Source organism: Streptomyces parvus (assembly GCF_014648875.1).
Taxonomy (GTDB): domain Bacteria; phylum Actinomycetota; class Actinomycetes; order Streptomycetales; family Streptomycetaceae; genus Streptomyces; species Streptomyces parvus.
Genome location: NZ_BMRY01000009.1, coordinates 173345 through 192457, shown reverse-complemented (window position 1 = coordinate 192457; position 19113 = coordinate 173345). Strand labels below are relative to the sequence as shown.

At 72.1% G+C, this 19113-nt stretch carries 13 protein-coding genes; 5 read left to right on the top strand and 8 right to left on the bottom strand.

The genetic code is table 11. The annotated features are described in order from the left end of the window. Positions 1 to 195: 195 nt before the first annotated feature. Entirely contained in the window at positions 196 to 1428 is a 1233-nt protein-coding gene (locus IE140_RS26090) for a metallophosphoesterase (RefSeq protein ID WP_093443435.1), read from the bottom strand. Between the two features lie 168 nt (positions 1429 to 1596). Between IE140_RS26090 and IE140_RS26085 the strand changes: the two genes are divergently transcribed. From IE140_RS26085 to IE140_RS26070, 4 genes are all read left to right on the top strand, one after another. Next, positions 1597 to 1890 (top strand): hypothetical protein, encoded by a 294-nt coding sequence (locus IE140_RS26085; RefSeq protein WP_093443433.1) that lies wholly within the window; start codon positions 1597 to 1599, stop codon positions 1888 to 1890. 237 nt (positions 1891 to 2127) lie between these two features. After that, complete coding sequence (locus IE140_RS26080; RefSeq protein WP_150197319.1) at positions 2128 to 3741, top strand: S8 family peptidase; 1614 nt, start codon at positions 2128 to 2130, stop codon at positions 3739 to 3741. Between the two features lie 217 nt (positions 3742 to 3958). Then, positions 3959 to 6826 (top strand): AAA family ATPase, encoded by a 2868-nt coding sequence (locus tag IE140_RS26075; protein ID WP_150197321.1) that lies wholly within the window; start codon positions 3959 to 3961, stop codon positions 6824 to 6826. A 276-nt stretch (positions 6827 to 7102) separates the two neighbouring features. Further along, entirely contained in the window at positions 7103 to 7993 is an 891-nt protein-coding gene (locus tag IE140_RS26070) for a S1 family peptidase (RefSeq protein WP_150197323.1), read from the top strand. Positions 7994 to 8108: 115 nt separating this feature from the next. On the opposite strand, the gene IE140_RS26065 is transcribed toward IE140_RS26070, so the two are convergent. Then, complete coding sequence (locus tag IE140_RS26065; RefSeq protein ID WP_189460748.1) at positions 8109 to 8468, bottom strand: hypothetical protein; 360 nt, start codon at positions 8466 to 8468, stop codon at positions 8109 to 8111. A 164-nt stretch (positions 8469 to 8632) separates the two neighbouring features. Here IE140_RS26065 and IE140_RS26060 point away from each other — a divergent pair, with 164 nt between their 5' ends. Continuing rightward, positions 8633 to 9013 (top strand): hypothetical protein, encoded by a 381-nt coding sequence (locus tag IE140_RS26060; protein ID WP_229826907.1) that lies wholly within the window; start codon positions 8633 to 8635, stop codon positions 9011 to 9013. Positions 9014 to 9181: 168 nt separating this feature from the next. On the opposite strand, the gene IE140_RS26055 is transcribed toward IE140_RS26060, so the two are convergent. The 6 genes from IE140_RS26055 to IE140_RS26030 all read right to left on the bottom strand — a co-directional run bounded on the left by IE140_RS26055 (position 9182) and on the right by IE140_RS26030 (position 18911). Next, positions 9182 to 10405 carry a WD40 repeat domain-containing protein gene (locus IE140_RS26055; RefSeq protein ID WP_229826906.1) on the bottom strand — a complete coding sequence of 408 codons (1224 nt, stop codon included), beginning with the start codon at positions 10403 to 10405 and terminating at the stop codon, positions 9182 to 9184. 243 nt (positions 10406 to 10648) lie between these two features. Further along, positions 10649 to 12172: an acetaldehyde dehydrogenase ExaC gene (gene exaC, locus IE140_RS26050; RefSeq protein WP_093810033.1), complete on the bottom strand. Its 1524-nt coding sequence runs from the start codon at positions 12170 to 12172 to the stop codon at positions 10649 to 10651. Between the two features lie 107 nt (positions 12173 to 12279). Further along, positions 12280 to 13539, bottom strand: a complete 1260-nt coding sequence (locus IE140_RS26045) for a GAF domain-containing protein (protein WP_093443423.1) — start codon at positions 13537 to 13539, stop codon at positions 12280 to 12282. 128 nt (positions 13540 to 13667) lie between these two features. Further along, positions 13668 to 14255, bottom strand: a complete 588-nt coding sequence (locus tag IE140_RS26040; protein WP_150193711.1) for an N-acetylmuramoyl-L-alanine amidase — start codon at positions 14253 to 14255, stop codon at positions 13668 to 13670. Positions 14256 to 14457: 202 nt separating this feature from the next. Then, a complete protein-coding gene (locus tag IE140_RS26035) occupies positions 14458 to 15906 on the bottom strand; it encodes an SWF or SNF family helicase (RefSeq protein ID WP_150193710.1) in 1449 nt (482 codons plus the stop codon). Beyond that, positions 15903 to 18911, bottom strand: coding sequence for an SCO1167/SCO6262 family helicase (locus IE140_RS26030; protein ID WP_150193709.1), 3009 nt, complete (start codon positions 18909 to 18911; stop codon positions 15903 to 15905). The genes IE140_RS26035 and IE140_RS26030 overlap by 4 nt, the downstream gene beginning before the upstream one ends. Positions 18912 to 19113 lie beyond the last annotated feature (202 nt).

Genomic DNA, 19113 nt, shown 5'->3' with positions numbered 1-19113 from the left:
TCTGTTCACCTGCTCCCCGTCGTTGTCCCCGCGCCCGCCGTAACTGCGTCACCAACCGCACGGGCCGCACGACGATGAAGCGCCTCACCGCCTGGACGACGGCCCCGTCGCCGATGAAGCTGCTGGGCATCCTCGCCTCCGCGCCGCGTGGCTGACACGCCGGAGATCCGGTCCGGCCCGGGCCGCCCTCCGCCGTCAGGACGCGGCGGACCCCTGCGGGGACCGGAGGACCAGCAGGGTGATCTCGCTGGGGGCGAAGACGCGGAAGGGCGGGCCCCAGAAGCCGGTGCCGCGGCTGGTGTAGAGGAGGGTGCGCGCGCCGTGGCGGCTGAGGCCCGCGACGGCCGGCTGGTCGATGCGGACCAGGTAGTGGAACGGCCAGATCTGGCCGCCGTGGGTGTGGCCGGAGAGCTGGAGGTCGATGCCGTGGGCCGCGGCGCGGTCGATGAACTTGGGCTGGTGGGCGAGGAGCAGGACGGGGAGATCGGGATCGGCGCCGTCGAGGGCTCCCGCGAGATGGGCACGGTGGCCCGCCAGACCGGAGGACTCGGCGGTGACGTCGTCGACCCCGGCGACCACGAGGCTGTCACCGCCGCGTTCGAGCAGCAGATGCCGGTTGCGCAGGGGCTCCCACCCCAGCTCGTCCATCAGGTCGACCCAGCCCTGGGCCTCGCTGTAGTACTCGTGGTTGCCGGTGACGTAGACCCGGGCCCGGGTCGCCCGCACCGTACCCAGGGGAGCGGCCTGGGCCCGACGGCGTTCGGCCGTGCCGTCCGCGATGTCGCCGGTGTGGCAGACGAGATCGGCCTCCAGGGTGTTCACCGTCTCGCAGACGCGTGCGGACCAGCGGGCACGGTCGAGCGGGCCGTAGTGGGTGTCGGTGATGAGGGCGACCCGCGTGCCGTCCAACCCGGCTCCCAGGCGCGGGAGTTCCACGTCGAGCCGGCGGACACGCGGTACGCGCCGGGCTTCGGCGTACCCCCAGGCGAGCAGCACGGCGGCAACACCGAGGACGGCCCAGGTGACGATGCGCGCCCGGTCCTGTCCGTCGCCGACACCGGCCACCGTCAGGGCGAGCCGCAACAGGACACCGAGCAGAACGGACCAGGTGAACAGAACCCATATGCCGCCGAGCAGCGTGTCACCGACGATCGCCGCCCGGTCCTGCTGGCGCCGGCCGTGGCCCCGCGCCATCGCGAACGGCATGCCGACCAGGCCGAGGACGAACAGCGCGGTGCCGGCCAGGGCGACGGGCAACGGCCAGCGCTGACCGGTGTGCAGGAGAACCCAGCACGGCACGGCCCACAGCAGGACGGGGGCCAGCAGGGGGATGTAACGCATCAGACGCTGCAGCCGACTCCGCGGCGCTTCTGGCGCCGCACCGCCTGCCGCGCCGTCCGCGGATCCGGTGTCGCTGGTCTCGGTCACGCTTGTCCTCCTGAGGTTCTGACCGGGCGGATCCCGTGGCCGACGCCCTGCTTCTGCTCCGGCCCCACTGCCGGATTCTCTCGCAGGACGCGGGATCCGCTTCAGGGGGTCAGCCGTGCGATCCGCGATCCGGGCCCGAGGCCTGCCCGGCGCTCTTAGGATGCCTGGATGTCCAAGCCGATACGGATGAGGCGCCGCGCCTGGGCCGTCGCGTGGGCGGTGCTGTGCGCGGCCGGTCTCGCCGCCACTGCCGCACTGCAGAACTCCTCAGCACCGGACCCGCGGCCCGCCAGGACTGTCAGCGCCGAGTGCGACGAACTCATCGCCGAGGTCAAGAAGCAACTGGCCAAGCCCGGGCAGCAGCGCGAGGAAGAGGGAATCCTGGCCTTCTCACGAGGCTCGGCCAGCACCCTCGAGGACTGCGACGACGAGCTTCGCCGCCATCTTCTCGGCAACCAGTGACGCCCCTGCGCCACTGACGTACGGCAGCGAGCCGTTCCTTTAGGTAGGGCTACGTATTGATAGGCGCCGTGCGAGCGCCGCAAACTCTGGGCGGCAAAGCCCATCACAGGCCGTCCCCGCGGCCGCCCGGCCCGATCTCTCCCCGTCACCACGGCTCCCTTCCGTGGTGCCCGCACGCCGGGCGGTCCACCCCCACCCAGGCCCGACAGGGCCTGTGACGCATCAAGAGGAGAAGCTGTGGATCGTCCCGTTCGCACCTTGCGGAGACTGCTCGCCGTCGGCGCCGGTGCCGCCCTGCTCGTCGGCGCCGCCTCGACCGCCGGGGCCACCGCCGCACCCGTACCGCCGGGCGGTGGCGAAGGCCGCATCGTCGGCGCGGACCGCCCCGACGCGGTCGAGGGGTCCTACATCGTCACGCTGAAGGACTCCGTGGCCCGTACGGAGATACCCTCCGTCGCGCGGTCCCTGTCCCAGCGCCACGCGGGCCAGGTCAGGAGCACCTACACCACCGCCCTGCGCGGCTTCTCGGTGAAGATGAGCGAGGAGAAGGCGAAGCGCCTGGCCGCCGACCCCTCGGTGGCCAGGGTGGAAGCCGACGGCGCGGCGTACGCCACCGGCACCCAGCCCAATCCGCCCAGTTACGGCCTGGACCGCATCGACCAGCGCAGCCTCCCGCTGGACAGGAACTTCACCTACCCCGGCGACGCCTCCGACGTCACGGTGTACGTCGTCGACTCCGGAGTCCGGATGAGCCACGGTGACTTCGGCGGCCGGGCAACCAGCGGCTACGACTTCATCGACAACGACTCCAACGCCTCAGACTGTCATGGGCATGGCACACATGTCGCCGGGACCGCCGCGGGCAGCTCCTACGGGGTCGCCAAGGGCGCGAAGATCGTCAGCGTTCGCGTGCTGAACTGCCAGGGCAGCTCCGGCACCAGTTGGGACCCGGTCCTCCGGGGGATCGACTGGGTCACCAAGAACGCCAAGAAGCCCGCCGTGGTCAACATGAGCGTCGGCGGCGGCAAGACCCAGTCCATCAACGACGCGATCAACAACTCCATCGCGTCCGGCATCACCTGGGTCGTCGCCGCGGGCAACAACAACGCCGACTCCTGCCAGTACTCACCCTCGTCCACCCCGGCGGCGATCACGGTCGGCGCCACGAACAGCTCGGACGCCCGCGCCACCGGCTGGAGCAACGGCCAGGCCTCCAACTACGGCACCTGCCTCGACATCTTCGCCCCCGGTGACAAGATCATCTCCACCTCCAACGCGGGCGACAGCGCCAACCAGTCCATGAGCGGCACCTCCATGGCATCCCCGCACACCGCCGGCGCCGCCGCCCTGCTCCTGGCCGCCAACCCGTCGCTCACCCCCGCCCAGGTCCGCGACAAGCTGGTCGCCGACGCCACCCCGAACAAGATCAGCGACGCCCGCCCCGGCTCCCCGAACCGCCTGCTCTTCACCGGCACCGGCGGCGGCGAGGACCCCACCGACCCGCCCGGCAAGAAGTTCGAGAGCACCGGGCAGGTCCAGATCCGCGACAACGCCACCGTCGAGTCCCCCATCACCGTGACCGGCATCGACGGCAACGCCCCCGCCGACCTGTCGGTCACCCTCGACATCCGCCACACCTTCCGCGGTGACCTCAAGGTCGAACTGCTGCCCCCGGGCGGAGGCGCGGCCGTCCTGAAGAACTTCAACTCCAACGACAGCGCCGACAACGTCCAGGGCACGTTCACCGTCAATGCCTCCAGCAGCGCCGCCAACGGCGTCTGGAAGCTCCGCGTCACCGACAACTGGGTCAACGACACCGGCCACATCAACTCCTGGTCCCTCCAGTTCTGAGCGGGCCGACGCCTCCCGGGCCGGTGAGCCTCTCTCCGCGAACCTCACAGGCCCGGGACGGGGGCGTCTGCGGCTGCCCGCACACGCGCCGCAGACGCCCACTCCTCTTTCCAGCGCCGTCGGAACGAGCCATCATGAGGCCGTCCCGACGGCCCGGTCGCATCACCCACCCGCACATCCGTCATACCGATACCGCTCAGGAGCGCGGAAGGAAACCGTGAACACCGAGCCGTCGTCCTCCGCCCCCGGTCTCCTGACCGGACGCTCCGCCCTCCTGGACGGCATGTGCCCGGAGCTCGACCGGCGACCCGCCGTCGCCGTGATCACCGGCGAGGCAGGGGCAGGCAAGAGCCGATTCGTACAGGAACTCCTGAGACGGACCACGACACCGGATGCCGTCACCCTGGTCGCCCGCTGCCAGGAGGCGGACACACCTTTTCCCTTCGCGCCGCTCGTCGAGGCGCTGAACCGCTTCCGTTCCGGGCCGCTCCCGGCGGACCTGCCGCCGGTGACCGGGGCCCTGCACGCGCTGCTGCCCGACCTCGCTCATCGCCTCCCGCCCGCGCCGCCTCCTCTGAGAGACCCGCGCGCCGAACACCACCGCGTCCTGCGCGCCCTGAACGCGTACACGGCAGCGCTGGGGAAGGCCGTCCTGGTCGTCGAGGACCTCCAGTGGGCCGACGCATCAACCTGCGCATTTCTCCGTACGGTCGTCGCCGACCCGCCGCCCGGACTGGGCCTCGTACTCACCGCCCGCAGCCCTGCCGCTCCCCATACCGACACCGAGGGGAGCGACGGCCTTCCCTTCCCGTTGCGGACACCGGCCCACGTGACGGTGGCCGAGCACCACCTCGCACCGCTGTCGGCGGCGGAGACCGGCGAACTGGCCGCCGGGCTGCTCGGCGTGCAGGCGGTGACGGAGGAGTTCGCCGACCGTCTGCACCGGTGGACGGGCGGTCTGCCGTACGTGGTCGAAGAGGTGATGCGCGGATGGCCCGGCTCCACGGAGTGCCCCGACGGCGTGGTGGGGGAGCCGCCCCTGCCCGCGTCCGTGCGCCGGGTCGTGGTGGAGAGGCTGCGCGGCCTTCCTCCGGCGGCGCGGCAGGTGGTCGCCGCGGCGGCGGTCCTCGGCGAACCCGCGCCCGTGGAACTGCTGCGGTCCGTCGCGGGGTTGGGCGAGCCGGAGACGCGTCGAGCACTGGCGGCGGCGCTGAGGGAAGGGGTCCTCCACGGGCCCTTCCGCGATGGTGGGTACGCCTTCCCCTACGGCCTGGCGCATCGCGCCGCGTACGAGGCGGTCGCCGAACCGGAGCGGCCTGTTCTGCACCTGCGTGCGGCTCGCTCCCTGGCCCGGCACACGAGCCCCTACCCGCTGGCGGGGATGGCCGGGCACTACCGGCGCGCCGGCCGCCCCGTGCAGGCGGCACGCTGCCTGGAGGCGGCCGCCGACCGGGCGGCGGGGCACGGGGACGCGGGCACGGCCGCCGCTCACTACCTCGACGCCCTGCGCGACGGCCCCTCGCCCGAGGCCCGCGACCGGATCGCACTGAAACTGGCCCGCGTCGCGCCGAACGCCCGGCCCGGCCCGCAGGTGCCCGCAGCGCTGCGGCAGGTCCTCGGCCGGCACTCACTGGGGCCGGGGCCGAGCGGCGAGATCCGCTTGCTGCTGGGCCTGTTGCTGCGCAACCAGTCGGGTTCCGGGCTGGAGGCGCTGGAAGAGATAGCGCGAGCGGTCCCCGACCTCCTCGTCGTCTCCACCGGCCAGGCCGCACGGGCTCTGGCGATCACGGCCATCCCCTCCCTCAAGGGCTGGCCGGTCGGCGAGCACGGCCGTCTGCTGGCCGAGGCGGAGCGGCTGCTGCCCGGGGTCGAGGAGGAGGACCTGCGCTCCGCCGTGCTGGCCAACCGTGCCACCGCCCTGGCTCTGATGGGCGACCCGTCGGCGTGGGAGGCGGTGGCGGATCTGCCCGACACCCTCACCGGTGAGGCGGCGGCGAGGGTGTACGCCAATCTGGCGGGCGCCGCGAACTCCCTGGGCCACCCGCGGCGGGCCCGTGCCTTCCAGGCCCGGGCGTGGCAGGCGGTGCGGACGAACCACGCTCCCTATCTGGAAGCGTTCGTCGAGACGACGGACGTGGTCGCGGCCTTCACCAGGGGGCGGTGGGAGGGGCTTCTGGGGCGCGCCGAGCGGGCCGAGACGCAGTACCAGGACGTGCCCGACTTCCACGCGGAGGCCCTGCTCGTCTGCGGACTGCTGCGCCTGCACACCAAGGGCCAGACGGATGTGGCGCGGCGGCTCCTGGAACGGGCCGTTCGTACGACCGCGCTGGACACCGGCGTCGTGCTGACCGCTGCCGCGGCGGCCGTGGCGCGGGTCCATCTGGCGGCCGGTCGCCCATCGCGGGCCGTCCAGGCGGTGGAGGAGGCGCTGCGGCACGTCCGCCGTACGGGCGCATGGGTGTGGGCGACCGCCCTCGTACCGCCGGCGGTCGAGGCCCTCATCCGGGACGGCCGCCCGGGCGAGGCACATCGCCTGGGCGCGGAGCTGGCCGCGGGCATCGCCGACCGGGACGCGCCGGCGGCCCGGGCCGCGCTGCTGACGTGCCGGGCCCTGCTCACCGCGACGGATGCCCCGCAGTCCGTACAGGCGCCGTCCGATGCGCTGTACGCATCCGCGGCGGATGAGTGGACGCGGCTGGACCGGCCGTACGAAGCCGCGTACGTGAAGGAGGCCCGGGGTCTCCATCTGCTGGCCTCGGGCGTGCCGGGCGGGCGCACGGTGCTGCACGAGGCGATCGCGGCCTACCAGGGCATCGACGCCGTATGGGATGTGCTGCGGTGTCAGCGCGAACTGCGGGAGCACGGGCAGACCACCGTCCGCAGGCCGGGCGCCCTGGGATACGGCGACCACCTCTCGCCCCGGGAGCGAGCGGTGGCTCACCTCGCCTCGCTCGGTCTGTCGAACCGTGAGATCGCGAGCGAACTGGTCCTCTCACACCGGACGGTCGAGCACCACGTGGCACGTGCCCTGCGGAAGCTGGGGGTCTCGTCACGCACCGAGATCGGCTCACACCTCGGCATGTGACCGGACACGCGCGGGAGGGCGGCGCCCTCGACAGTCCATTTTCCGCCATCCCCTTCCCTGCTCAGGTCAGTAATCCACCGATTTGTTGAGGTCTGAAGCTCGTCGCAAGAGCTACTTGTCGGCCAGCCCGGGTCCGGGGGTCTTGTGCGGGTCCATCGGCCTCTCCAGCATGAATAACGTTGTCAGGGACACGTCGGATTGATCGTGTTCCCGATGACGAGTCATGGGCGTCCACCCAAACGCCCCGAGTTTCCCCCCACGATCTGGAGGAACACAGTGCGACTCTCTCGCCCCCACAGCCTCACGAGACGAGCACGACTCATCGCCGGGGCCACCGGCCTCGCCGCCGCGGCGGCGCTCGCGGTTCCCGCTACCGCCGCATCCGCCCAGCCGGCCCCGAAGACGTTCAGCGCCACCGAGCTCAACCAGACCGCCGCCTCCGTGCGCACCGCCGACGTCGGCGGCACGGCCTGGTACGTCGACGCCGCGTCGGGCAAGGTCGTCGTCACCGCCGACAGCACGGTCAGCAAGGCCGAGATCGCCAAGCTGAAGAGCGAGGCCGGTGTGAACGCCGATGCTCTCGTCGTCAAGCGAACCCCCGGCACGTTCTCCAAGCTCATCGCCGGTGGCGAGGCCATCACCACAGGCGGAGCCCGTTGTTCCCTGGGCTTCAACGTGCAGGACAGCTCGGGCACCAAGTTCGCCCTGACCGCCGGGCACTGCACCAACATCGGCAACTCGTGGTCCATCGGCACCACCACGGGATCGAGCTTCCCCGGCGACGACTACGGCATCATCCGGCACTCCGACCCGGGCGCGGCCGACGGCCGAGTCTCCCTCTACAACGGCAGCTACCAGGAGATCGACGGTGCGGCCGACGCCACGGTCGGCCAGTCCGTCCAGCGCAGCGGCAGCACCACCGGCCTGCACGGCGGCTCCGTCACCGGTCTCAACGCCACCGTCAACTACGGCGCCGACGGCATCGTCTCCGGTCTGATCCAGACCAACGTCTGCGCCGAACCCGGCGACAGCGGCGGCGCGCTCTTCTCCGGAAGCACCGCGCTCGGCCTCACCTCCGGCGGCAGCGGCAACTGCTCCTCCGGCGGCACCACGTTCTACCAGCCCGTCACCGAGGCGCTCAGCGTCTACGGAGTGAGCATCATCTGATCCCGCACGGACCAGGGTTGCGCCAATCGGCCCTGAGCGCTGTCCCCGCCGGTTCGTCGGCGGGGACAGCGTTTCGTTCATGTGCCGTCGTGTCCGGCCCGCGGACCTCCCCGGCTCAGCGGAACTCGTGGACCACCCGGATCTCACCGACGATGTGGGCGTTGAAGTCGTCCAGTTCCCCGGCCGGAACCCAGAGCTCAAGGATGGTCCGCCCGCCGGCCTGCTGGACGGGGTACCGGCTCAGGAACTCGGACTCCACCTCGAACCGGGTGACGAACCCGGCACCGTCATGCTTCACGTTCCAGTCCCGCGCGATCCTGACCGCGTAGTCCTCGTTGAGAACGGGGTAGAAGATCGGCTGCTCCGGCAGACGCGGCGGCCAGGCACGCCAGTTCGACTCCCGGACCAGCTCGAGCTCCTTGGGGCCGGTGGGCCGCCACAGGGTCGTCGTTGCCTGCGGGCTGGTCATCTGCATCGTTCTCCACACGAGGCCCACCGGTACGGCAGGCCGGGAGACGGGACGATACCGGCGCCACGGGCGCGGCCGCGAGGCGGTTTCCGCTCTTCTTCACGTCGCACTCCAAGAGCGATTCCGTCGACTGCTCCACGAGCAGCACATTCGAGCTCGACCTGTCCCTCATGTTCGACGCCGATGACGCACTGCGCGAGTACGCGCAGACAGGTGTTCCTGGACTTGAGGCGGACGGACGCATTCAGATCGGGTACATCTACGCGACGATCCGGTTCGAGTCCCTCATGCACCCCGGCTACACGTCAGTGGAGTGCTGGGCAGCGACGTCGAGGATGAGCCGTTTGTTCGCACGATCGGCCAACATCCGAAAGGTGTTCACCGACCTCACCGCCGACAGCGGCGGAGTGTGCTGCCTGTTCGACACGGGCGACGGAGCCCCCGAGCAAGTCTGCTGGCTCAACGGCGAACCCACCCAGGAGACGGTCTCCGGTCCCCTCTTCCCGGATCGGCGGGCGCTCGTGGCGACTTGGCCCGACCCTGGGGAGTAAGGAATTAGGCGCAGCCGAGTTCGTCGTCCGGGCCGCACCGGCCTGCTCACGCAAGCACCAGGGCCACCCGTCGGGATACGGGTGGCCCCAGCCTCACGCCTGAAATCGCCGCACCGCGCGCCGGCTACCGCCTTGCGCGCGTCACCGTGCCCGACGCCTCGGCCGTGCTCACATGGAGCCAGTGCTCCGCGCGGTAGTGGACCTCGTCCCCGGCGTAGCCACGTCCAGGAAACTCGACGGGATGGCCAGGGCCTCCCGCGTCTTAATCGTGTGCAGCCAGAACTTCGTGCCCTCCTGGTTGGAGGTCACGACGAAGAGCTGTTCTCCGTCCCCGGAGAACTCCATGCCGCGAGGGACGACCCGCCGGCCCGCGTCCTCGTCGTCAAAGGCGATCTGGAGCGCCTGTCGCTCGACGGCCGGGTCGGCGGACGCCACGGTCAGGTCTGCTGCATCGCCCGACCCCGCGCCGCCCTGGGCGAACCACTTGCCGTCGGGACTGAAGGCGACGGCCGTGGGAGCCACGCCCTCCGGCAGCGGCGCGTAGACGTTGTCGAGGAAGCGGGCGTCCTGGCCGCCGAGCAGCACCGTTCCCCGGACCCCGTCGGCGACCGCGAGGACGGAGCCGTCCGCGGAGAAGTCGGCGTCCCGGAAGTCCATTCCCGGGCCCGTGCCGCCCTCGGCGAACCGGCGTTCGCCCAAGAACTCCAGCACGTTCCCGTCCGCCCCGTCCGTCACCCGGTAGATCCCCAGGTCGGGGTCGTCGGTCGGGGACCAACGCTCCGGGGCGGTCACGAGCAGCCCCCCGGGCCCGCCCTCGAGATGGACCCTGGTGTACGAGTACATGACCTCCCCGGCGCCGGCGCCGTCAGCGGTCGCGGCGACGCCGACACTTCCGATGCCCACCGGGTCGTCGCAGCCCTCGGGTGACGCGGGGGCCCGGCTGGTGAAGAACAGCCGTCCGCCGGTGTGCACCAGCTCCCGCCCGCAGTCGTCGGCCGGTGCCGGAATCGGGTCGAGTGGGGACAAGGACCCGTTCTCGTGCGAGTAGTTCGCGATGTGGTCCGGCTGCCCGGCATAGACCTTCGATCCGGTCGGGTCCACCGCGACGCCCGAGAGAGGGGCGGCCGTGTCGGCGCTCGCGACGGCGGGCCCCGCGCCCCCGTAGAGCACGCCGGTCAGCTCGCCCCGCCTCGACCCGTCCGGATGGACGCGGTCGCCGGCGATCCACACGCGCCGACTGGCATCGTCCACCGTCATCTGGGTGAACGACGCGGTCGGTAGCTCCCAGCCCGGCCCCGCCGGCACCACCGCGTCCGCGGCTCCCCCCGAGGCCGCGGACGCGGTACCAGTGACCGCGATCGTCGACCCGGCCAGCGCGCCGGCCAGCAGCACCGCCGTCAGTCTGCTGCCTCTTCCTAACGACTTCTTCAACGCTTGTCCCACCCCTGATGTCGGTGCGCCACCGCGGATCACCGTGGCGCTTGTGTTGATACGAAAGCGTCATCGGTGGGCTGAGACAAGTCATTTGCGGTCATCGCGGTCCGTCTGCGCATGCAGTGGTTCGTCTGCACATGCAGTGGGGCGGCGGCCCGTTGCCGGGTAGAGGCCCCCACGGGCCGCACGCACCTTGAGGCTCTAGAAGAACCCGAGCTTCTTCGGGCTGTACGAAACCAGGAGATTCTTCGTCTGCTGGTAGTGCTCCAGCATCATCTTGTGGTTCTCCCTGCCGATGCCCGACTGCTTGTATCCTCCGAACGCGGCGTGGGCCGGGTACGCGTGGTAACAGTTCGTCCAGACCCTGCCCGCCTTGATCCCGCGCCCCGCCCGGTAGGCCGTGTTGACGTCGCGGGTCCAGACTCCGGCGCCCAGCCCGTACAGGGTGTCGTTCGCCGTGCTGATGGCGTCGTCGAAGTCGGTGAAGGACGTCACGGCCACGACCGGACCGAAGATCTCCTCCTGGAAGACCCGCATCCGGTTGTCGCCCTCGAAGACCGTCGGCTGGACGTAGTAGCCGCCCTCCAGCTCACCGCCGTGCTCGACGCGCTGACCGCCCGTCAGGATCTTCGCGCCCTCCTGCTGGCCGATGTCCAGGTACGAAAGGATCTTCTGCAGCTGGTCGTTGGAGGCCTGGGCGCCGATCATCGTGTCGGTGTCCAGCGGGTGGCCCGGCACGATCTGTTCCGTACGGGCGACGGCCGCCTCCAGGAACGCGCCGTAGTGGCCGCGCTGGATGAGAGCGCGCGACGGGCACGTACACACCTCGCCCTGGTTGAGGGCGAACATCGTGAACCCTTCGAGTGCCTTGTCGAGGAAGTCGTCGTCGGCCCGCGAGACGTCGTCGAAGAAGATGTTCGGCGACTTGCCGCCGAGCTCCAACGTCACCGGCTTGATGTTCTCGGAGGCGTACTGCATGATCAGCCGCCCCGTCGTGGTCTCACCGGTGAAGGCGATCTTCGCGACGCGCGGGCTGGACGCGAGCGGCTTGCCGGCCTCCGCTCCGAAACCGTTGACGATGTTGACGACGCCCGGCGGCAGCAGATCCGCCACCAGGCTCAGCCAGTAGTGGATCGAGGCGGGCGTCTGCTCGGCCGGCTTGAGGACCACCGCATTGCCCGCGGCGAGCGCCGGCGCGAGCTTCCACGTGGCCATCAGGATGGGGAAGTTCCACGGGATGATCTGCCCGACCACGCCCAGCGGTTCGTGGAAGTGGTACGCGACGGTGTCGTCGTCGATCTCGCTGAGCGAACCCTCCTGGGCGCGCAGCGCTCCCGCGAAGTAGCGGAAGTGGTCGACGGCGAGCGGGATGTCGGCCGCCAGGGTCTCCCGTACGGGCTTGCCGTTCTCCCAGCTCTCGGCGACCGCCAGCTCTTCCAGATGGGCCTCCATCCGGTCGGCGATCCTGTTCAGCACCGACGCCCGGTCCCCGGCGGACGTGGCGCCCCAGCCCGGAGCCGCCGCATGGGCCGCGTCCAGGGCCCGTTCGACGTCCTCGGACGTGCCGCGTGCGATCTCGGTGAACGGGCGGCCGTTGACGGGGCTCGGGTTCTCGAAGTACTGCCCCCGGGCCGGCGGCACGTACTCCCCGCCGATCCAGTGGTCGTAGCGGGACGCGTACGTGACGATCGCGCCCTCAGTGCCCGGCGCAGCGTAACGGGTCATCTGTGTGGCCTCCCGGATCCGGTGCCGCCCGCCGTTGGACGGCCCTCGGCGCGAGGCTAGGAACGCGGACGTTGCAAGGGCGTTGCAACGGGGGCGTGCGGCAGCTCTCAGCCGCGCTGCTCGGCGTCGAGGCCCCGCACCCGTGCCTGCAACGCCGGCCGCTGGCCCGCCGGGACCGCCCCGGCCAGCGCGCGCCACACCGGCAGGTCCTCCTCGCCCCACGGGCTGTACGCCCAGTCGGCGAGCAGCCCCGGATCACCCCGGGCGATCAGCGCGGCCCGCAACTGCTCCTCGATCCGCCGCCGCAGCCGTACGACCGCAGGGGCCCCGGAACCCGGCAGCAGCGGGCCCGCGTACGCGTCCAGCGCCGCCGCCACCGCGCCCGAACCCAGCCGGCGCGTGACCGTGTCGAAGTCGGCGTCCACCGGAACGGCCAGCCGGTACGGGCGTGACTCCAGCAGATCGGGCCCCAGCAGCCGCCGGAGGCGGGAGAGCTCCGCCCGCAGCGTCACCGGGGTCACCGACTCGTCCTCGTACAGCTCGACCAGCAGTTCGTCTCCGCTCAGGCCCTCCGGCCGACGGGCCAGGGCGACCAGGATCTCGCTGTGCCGACGGCTGAGGCGCAGCCGTCGCCCGCGCGCCACCAACAGCGCCTCGTCCCGGCCCAGCGCGCTCAGCCGCACCGCGTCGACGTCGGAGGCGGGCGAGGGTGCCAGCAGCGCGAGATGCGACTCGGCGGCCCTGGCCACCGCCTGGACGAAGGCCAGACTGTGCGGATGGGCGAGCCGGTCCCCGCCCGTGATGTCCACGGCTCCCAGCACCCGGCCCGTACGGGGATCGTGCAACGGTGCCGCCGCACAGGTCCACCGCTGGACCGGCCGCAGGAAGTGCTCGGCCGCGAAGACCTGGACCGGACGGTCCACCGCGATGGCTGTTCCCGGCGCGTTCGTCCCCGCCACGGACTCGGCCCAGCGGGCGCCCTCCACGAAGTTCATCAGGCCGGCAGCCCGCCGCGCCGCCGTGTGGCCCTCGACCCACAGGAGGCGGCCGTGGGCGTCGCAGACGGCCAGCAGATGCTCCCCGTCCGTGGCGTACGCCCCCATGAGTTCACGGATCACCGGCATCGCCCGGGCCAGGGGATGCGCCGCCCGGTAGGAACTCAGCTCATCCGGTCCCAGCTCCACGACGGGGGCCTCGTCCGGGCTGACCTGCGCCCGGGCCGAGCGCCGCCAGGACGCGCCGACCACCGCGCGCACCGGCCGCTCCAGCCGCCCCGCCGAGGTGAACACATCGTGGGCGCGGCGCAGCGCGCCGCTCCGTTCACCGGGATCGGTGTCCGCCGCCAGAGCCACCCAGGGATCCGTCAACTCACCCTCCGTTCAGGGCCGTCGTGCTCTCCCATCGTCGTCGCCGTCGGCCTCCGCGACAACCTCGCTGCGGAGAGTCATCAACACGAGTGGCGGTGGAGGGGTGGAGGGAGAAAGGGGGAGGGGGCTCAGCCGGCGTCGCGGACCAGCCGGAGATAGCGCTCCCAGTCCCAGTGGACGCCCGGGTCGGTGTGGTCGCTGCCCGGCACCTCGTGGTGGCCGACGATGTGCTCCCGGTCCTTGGGGATGCCGTGGCGGTCGCAGATGTCGGCGGTGAGCCCGGCGGACCGCAGGTACATGACGTCCGTGAAGAACTCCGGGCGGTCCACCCACCCTTCGTGCTCGATACCGATGCTCCGGGTGTTCCAGCTCCAGTTGCCCGCGTGCCAGGCGACGTCCTTCTCCCTCACGCACTGGGCGACATGGCCGTCGCCGGAGCGCACCACGTAGTGGGCCGACACCTGCTTGGAAGGCGTGCTGAAGATGCCCGTGGTCGGCGTGAACAACTGCTGGGCGACGTGGATGACGACACGGTCGATCCGGCGCTCGGAAGGGCGGGAGGGGACGGTGTAGTTGGCGGCGGCGGCCGGAACCCACAGGGCCGTCGCGTAGTCGGTGGGGCCCTTGGGCGCGGCAACGGCCCGGACCGACGACGGCAGGACGACCGCCGCACCCACCGTCGCGGCGGCGTACTGGATGATCCTTCTGCGGTGCAACAGCGCTCCTGGGACTGGGCTGGACCAGCCGGGGCCCCGGTTGGTCGATCACTCCTGTCGCAGCACATGACGAGTGCGTCGGATGTCCGGTTCCGCGCAGCCGTCACCGGACGCGGGTGCGGCTCCCGCGCCTCCGGACCACGCCGAAGCGTTCCCGGTTCCCCGGAGGGACCCAGCCCCCCGGGGAACCGGCCGTGTCAGATCAGATCGCCGTGCCCGCCCCGCTCGTCCCGTCCGCCGCTCCACCCTCCTCGGCACCCGCCAGTGCCCCTGCCGGATCGTCGTCCGCCGGCCCGGCAGGGACCCACCGTCCGCGCTCCTTGCGGTAGGGCCACCACCGCCCGTCCCGGTCGAGGCGGAGCTGGAGATCGGCGCCCGCCACGGTCCAGCGGGCCCGTCCGCTCGCCCGCAGTGCCGGCCGCTCGCCGGCCGCCCACGCCTCGTCGAGCCGCACCCGGGCCCGCCCCAGATCCTCCGGGTCCGGTGCCCACTCCTCGTCGAGCACGGCGAGTGCCGGCACCCCGCCGTAACGCCAGGCGCGGACCGCCGCGTCCAGACCCGCGGGCGTCCGGCCGGACCCCGAGGCCAGCCGGGCTCCGACCCGCGCGTCCGGCCGGGCGTCCGCGGCCAGCCGCACCGCGTCCTGCCGCGGGGTCAGCTCCACGGGGAACGGCTGCTCCTCGTGCCCCGGGGCCAGGGCGTCCAGCAGCATCCGGTGGGCCCGCACCGCGCTGTCGGCCGCCAGCACCTCCAGCGCCGCCGGGTCGATCCCGGGCGCGGGCGGGGTCTCCGTGTCCAGCGACGGCCCCAGCCCCGGCGTGTCGGGGGCCGACGGGGGAGCGGGGAGCGGCGGAAGTATCCCGGCCGCCCCGAACGCTTCCCCGGCCGGAACCCCGCCAACCTCCCGTTCCGCGTCGTCGGTGGCCTCTGCCGCCCCGCCGTCCCCCAGCCGGATCGCACGGGCGGCGCTGCGCACCTGGAGTTCGTCCAGCAGCCGCCGTTCGTCGCGCCCCCGCATCAGCAGCAGGACGAACGGGTCCTCGTCCAGCAGCCGCGCCACCTGGTAGCAGAGGGCACCCGTATGCGGGCAGTGGTCCCAGGCTCCGCAGGTGCACTCCGGCTCCAGGTCCCCGATGCCCGGCAGCAGCTCGACCCCGGCGCCCGCCGCGTCCTCCACCAGATGCGGCGGCATCTCCCGGTCCAGCAGCGCCGCGATGTGCCCGGCCCGGTCCACGGCCATGTCCAGGAACCGGTCCCAGGCGCCCAGACCGAGCTGCTGGAGCAGGACGTCGCTGCGGTGGGCCGTGCCGTCGCGGTCCCGCACCATCGCCGTGATCCGCCCCGGCCGTACGGAGACCGCCCCGACCCCGCCCTTGCGGGCCAGTTGACGGCCCTGCTTCAGCTGCTGCCCGTCCAGCGCCGTGTCCTCCAGGGCCTGGAGCCAGGCCCGGCCCCACCAGGACGTGGCGAAACCCCGGCCCTGTGCGGGGGGCAGCGCCGCGAACGTACGCTCCTGTCCGCGCCCGCCGTCCCGCGACGCACCGGCCCCGTCGGCCCCGTCGGCCCCGTCCGGGACGTCCGCGTCGCCCGCTCCGTACTCGGTCTCCGTGCCGTACGGGGAATCGTCCTCGTATCCGTAGTCGTCGCTCATCGTGCGCCCCCTCGCAGCTCGACCAGGTCGGCCAGTTCCGCGTCGGTCAGTTCGGTCAGTGCCGCCTCGCCCGAGCCGAGCACCGCGTCCGCGAGGCCCTGCTTGCGGGCGAGCATGCCGGCGATCCGGTCCTCGATCGTGCCCTCGGCGATCAGCCGGTGGACCTGCACCGGCTGCGTCTGGCCGATCCGGTACGCACGGTCCGTCGCCTGCGCCTCGACCGCCGGATTCCACCAGCGGTCGAAGTGCACGACATGACCGGCACGGGTGAGGTTGAGCCCGGTACCCGCAGCCTTGAGGGACAGCAGGAACACCGGAGCCTCGCCCGACTGGAAGCGGGCCACCATCTCCTCGCGCCGGGCCACCGGCGTACCGCCGTGCAGGAACTGCGTGTCCACGCCGCGCGCCGCCAGGTGATCCTCCAGCAGCCGGGCCATCTGCACGTACTGCGTGAAGACCAGCACCGAGCCCCGCTCGGCCAGGATGGTGTCCAGCAGTTCGTCGAGCAGCTCGACCTTCCCCGACCGGTCCGCGATCCGCGGCTGTTCCTCCTTGAGGAACTGCGCCGGGTGGTTGCAGATCTGCTTGAGCGACGTCAGCAGCTTCATCACGAGCCCCCGCCGCTCGAAGCCGTCGGCAGCGGAGATCTCCGCCAGGGTCTCGCGGACCACCGCCTCGTACAGACCGGTCTGTTCCGGCGTCAGCGACACGGCCCGGTCGGTCTCGGTCTTCGGCGGCAGCTCGGGCGCGATGCCCGGATCGGACTTCCGGCGGCGCAGCAGGAACGGCCGCACCAGCGCGGATAGCCGCTCCGCGGCCCCCGGATCGTTGCCGCCCTCGACCGCGGCGGCGTAGCGCGTACGGAAGGCGCCGAGCCGGCCGAGCAGACCGGGCGTCGTCCAGTCCAGGATCGCCCACAGCTCGGAGAGGTTGTTCTCCACGGGGGTCCCGGTGAGCGCGACCCGGGCCCGGGCGCCGATCGTCCGCAACTGCTTGGCCGTCGCCGAATGCGGGTTCTTGACGTGCTGGGCCTCGTCGATGACGACCATGCCCCAGGAGACGGCGGCGAGCCGGGGCGCGTCGAGGCGCATCGTCCCGTACGTCGTCAGCACGAACTCACCGTCCACCAGCCCCTCCAGGGAGCGCGACGCGCCGTGGAAGCGGCGGACGGAGGTGCCCGGGGCGAACTTCTCGATCTCCCGCTGCCAGTTGCCCATCAGCGAGGTCGGACAGATCACCAGCGTCGGTCCGGCGGCGTCGCGATCGGTCTGCCGGTGCAGATGCAGGGCGATGAGCGTGATCGTCTTGCCGAGGCCCATGTCGTCGGCGAGACAGCCGCCGAGCCCCAGCGAGGTCATGGTGTTCAGCCAGTTCAGGCCGCGCAACTGGTAGTCGCGCAAGGTCGCGGTGAGCGCCTCGGGCTGCCCGATCGCCTGCTGCGCCACGGATTCCGGATCGGCCAGCCGGTCCCGCAACCGCTGGAGCCAGCCGGTCGCCGCCACCTCGACACGCCGGCCGTCCATCTCCGTCGTACCCGTCAGCACCGCGCCCAGCGCGTCGATCGGGGTGACCTTGCGGTCCTTGGTCTCCCGCGCCCGGCGCGCCTCCTCGGGGTCGATGAGCACCCATTGGTCACGCAGCCGCACGATGGGCCTGGACGACTCGGCGAGCCGGTCCAGCTCCTCGCGGGTCAGCTTCCGGTCGCCCAGGGCGAACCGCCAGTCGAACGAGAGCAGGGCGTCGGCCGAGAGGAACGAGGGTGTGTCCGCGGCTGTACGTCCGCGTGCCTCGGCCCCCTGCCCGTCGTCCTCCGAGTCCGTGGTGTCCCGGGCCGTGGCGTCCCGGTCGTCCGGGCCGATCACGGCGCGCGCGGTCAGCTTCCTGGCGAGCTCCTTGGGCCAGTGCACCTGCACACCGGCGGCGGCCAGGGCACGCGAGGCGGACCCCAGCAGTTCGGCGATCTCCTCGTCGGCGGGTTCCACCCAGTCCGGTACGGCGGCGGAGAGCAACGGCGCCAGCGGGGGCCACGCGCGGGCGGCCCGCCGCAGGGTGAGCAGGGCGTCCATCCGGGCCCGCGGCCCGAACGCGGCGGCCCGCGAGCCGCCCGCCCACAGCTCCGCCGCATCGGCGACCAGGGAGGGGTCGCTGACGCTGTGGATCTGCAGCACGGCACGGAACGACGGCCCGCCCGCGCCCGCGTCCGTACCGGATCCGGAGAACTCCTGGCCCCGGGGGGTCTCGTGGTCCGCATCCACGCCGCTCGGCCGCGAAGCGAGGCCCGTGACCTCGATACGCAACGAGAGCCGTACGCCCGCGTCGTGACCCGCCGCCACATCGGCCGCCCAGGCCCGCGCCTCGGGCAGGCGCTGGGGCTGGTGCGCGGTGAACGCGGGACCGGCGGCGGCCAGCTCCGCTGCCGGGGTCCGGGGCATCGCGTCGGCCACGGCGTCGAGGAAGGCACGCAGCAGCTGCTCCGGTTCGGGCAGCAACGGTTCGCCGCTGCCGTTGCCGTTGCCGTTGCCGTCGCCGCCGTTCGCCGTTGCGTCCGGGACCGGAGTGGCATGCGCCGCGGGCGGCATCGACGCCGCCAGCTCCCGTACCCGTTCGAGGTCCTCGGCGCTCAGCGGTCCGATCCGCCAGGCGTCATGGCCGGCGGGGCTCAGCCCCGGCAGCAGCAGGCCGCGCGCGACGAACTGGAGAGCGAGGAGCGCCCCGGCGCCCCAGAAGGCGGTTGCGGGGGAGGCCTGCGCGGTGGCGCGTGCCCGGGTCAATACCGGAAGGGCGTCCAGGACGGGGAGGAACAGCGCCGAAACCGTACGGGGCCGCAGGTCGGCTTCGATCACGGTCAGCTCCGACACGGTCCCGGAAGTGTCGCAGGGGGTGCTGCCGTCCGGGCCCCAGAACGCGATCATGCTGGTACGAGCCGGATCCGCGGGGACGAAGACCGCGGAGCAGCGGGACAGTTCGGCGATCTCGGAGGGCTTTGCCGCAGGGTGCCTGTGCACAGGAATGGCTGATTCCTCAAACTTGACTAGCGGGCGGAGTCGCCGAGGGTACTCCACTTCGCCCGGCGGTGCGCCGCTTGAAAATGTGGCGTGAGTCACATCCTTGGGTGGTCGGTTTTCGATGGTGCAGCCAGCCCTACCGCCGGACACGGGGGTCTGCCCCAGGGGGATCAGGGTGGTGGCCTCATGGTTCCCGCCCGCC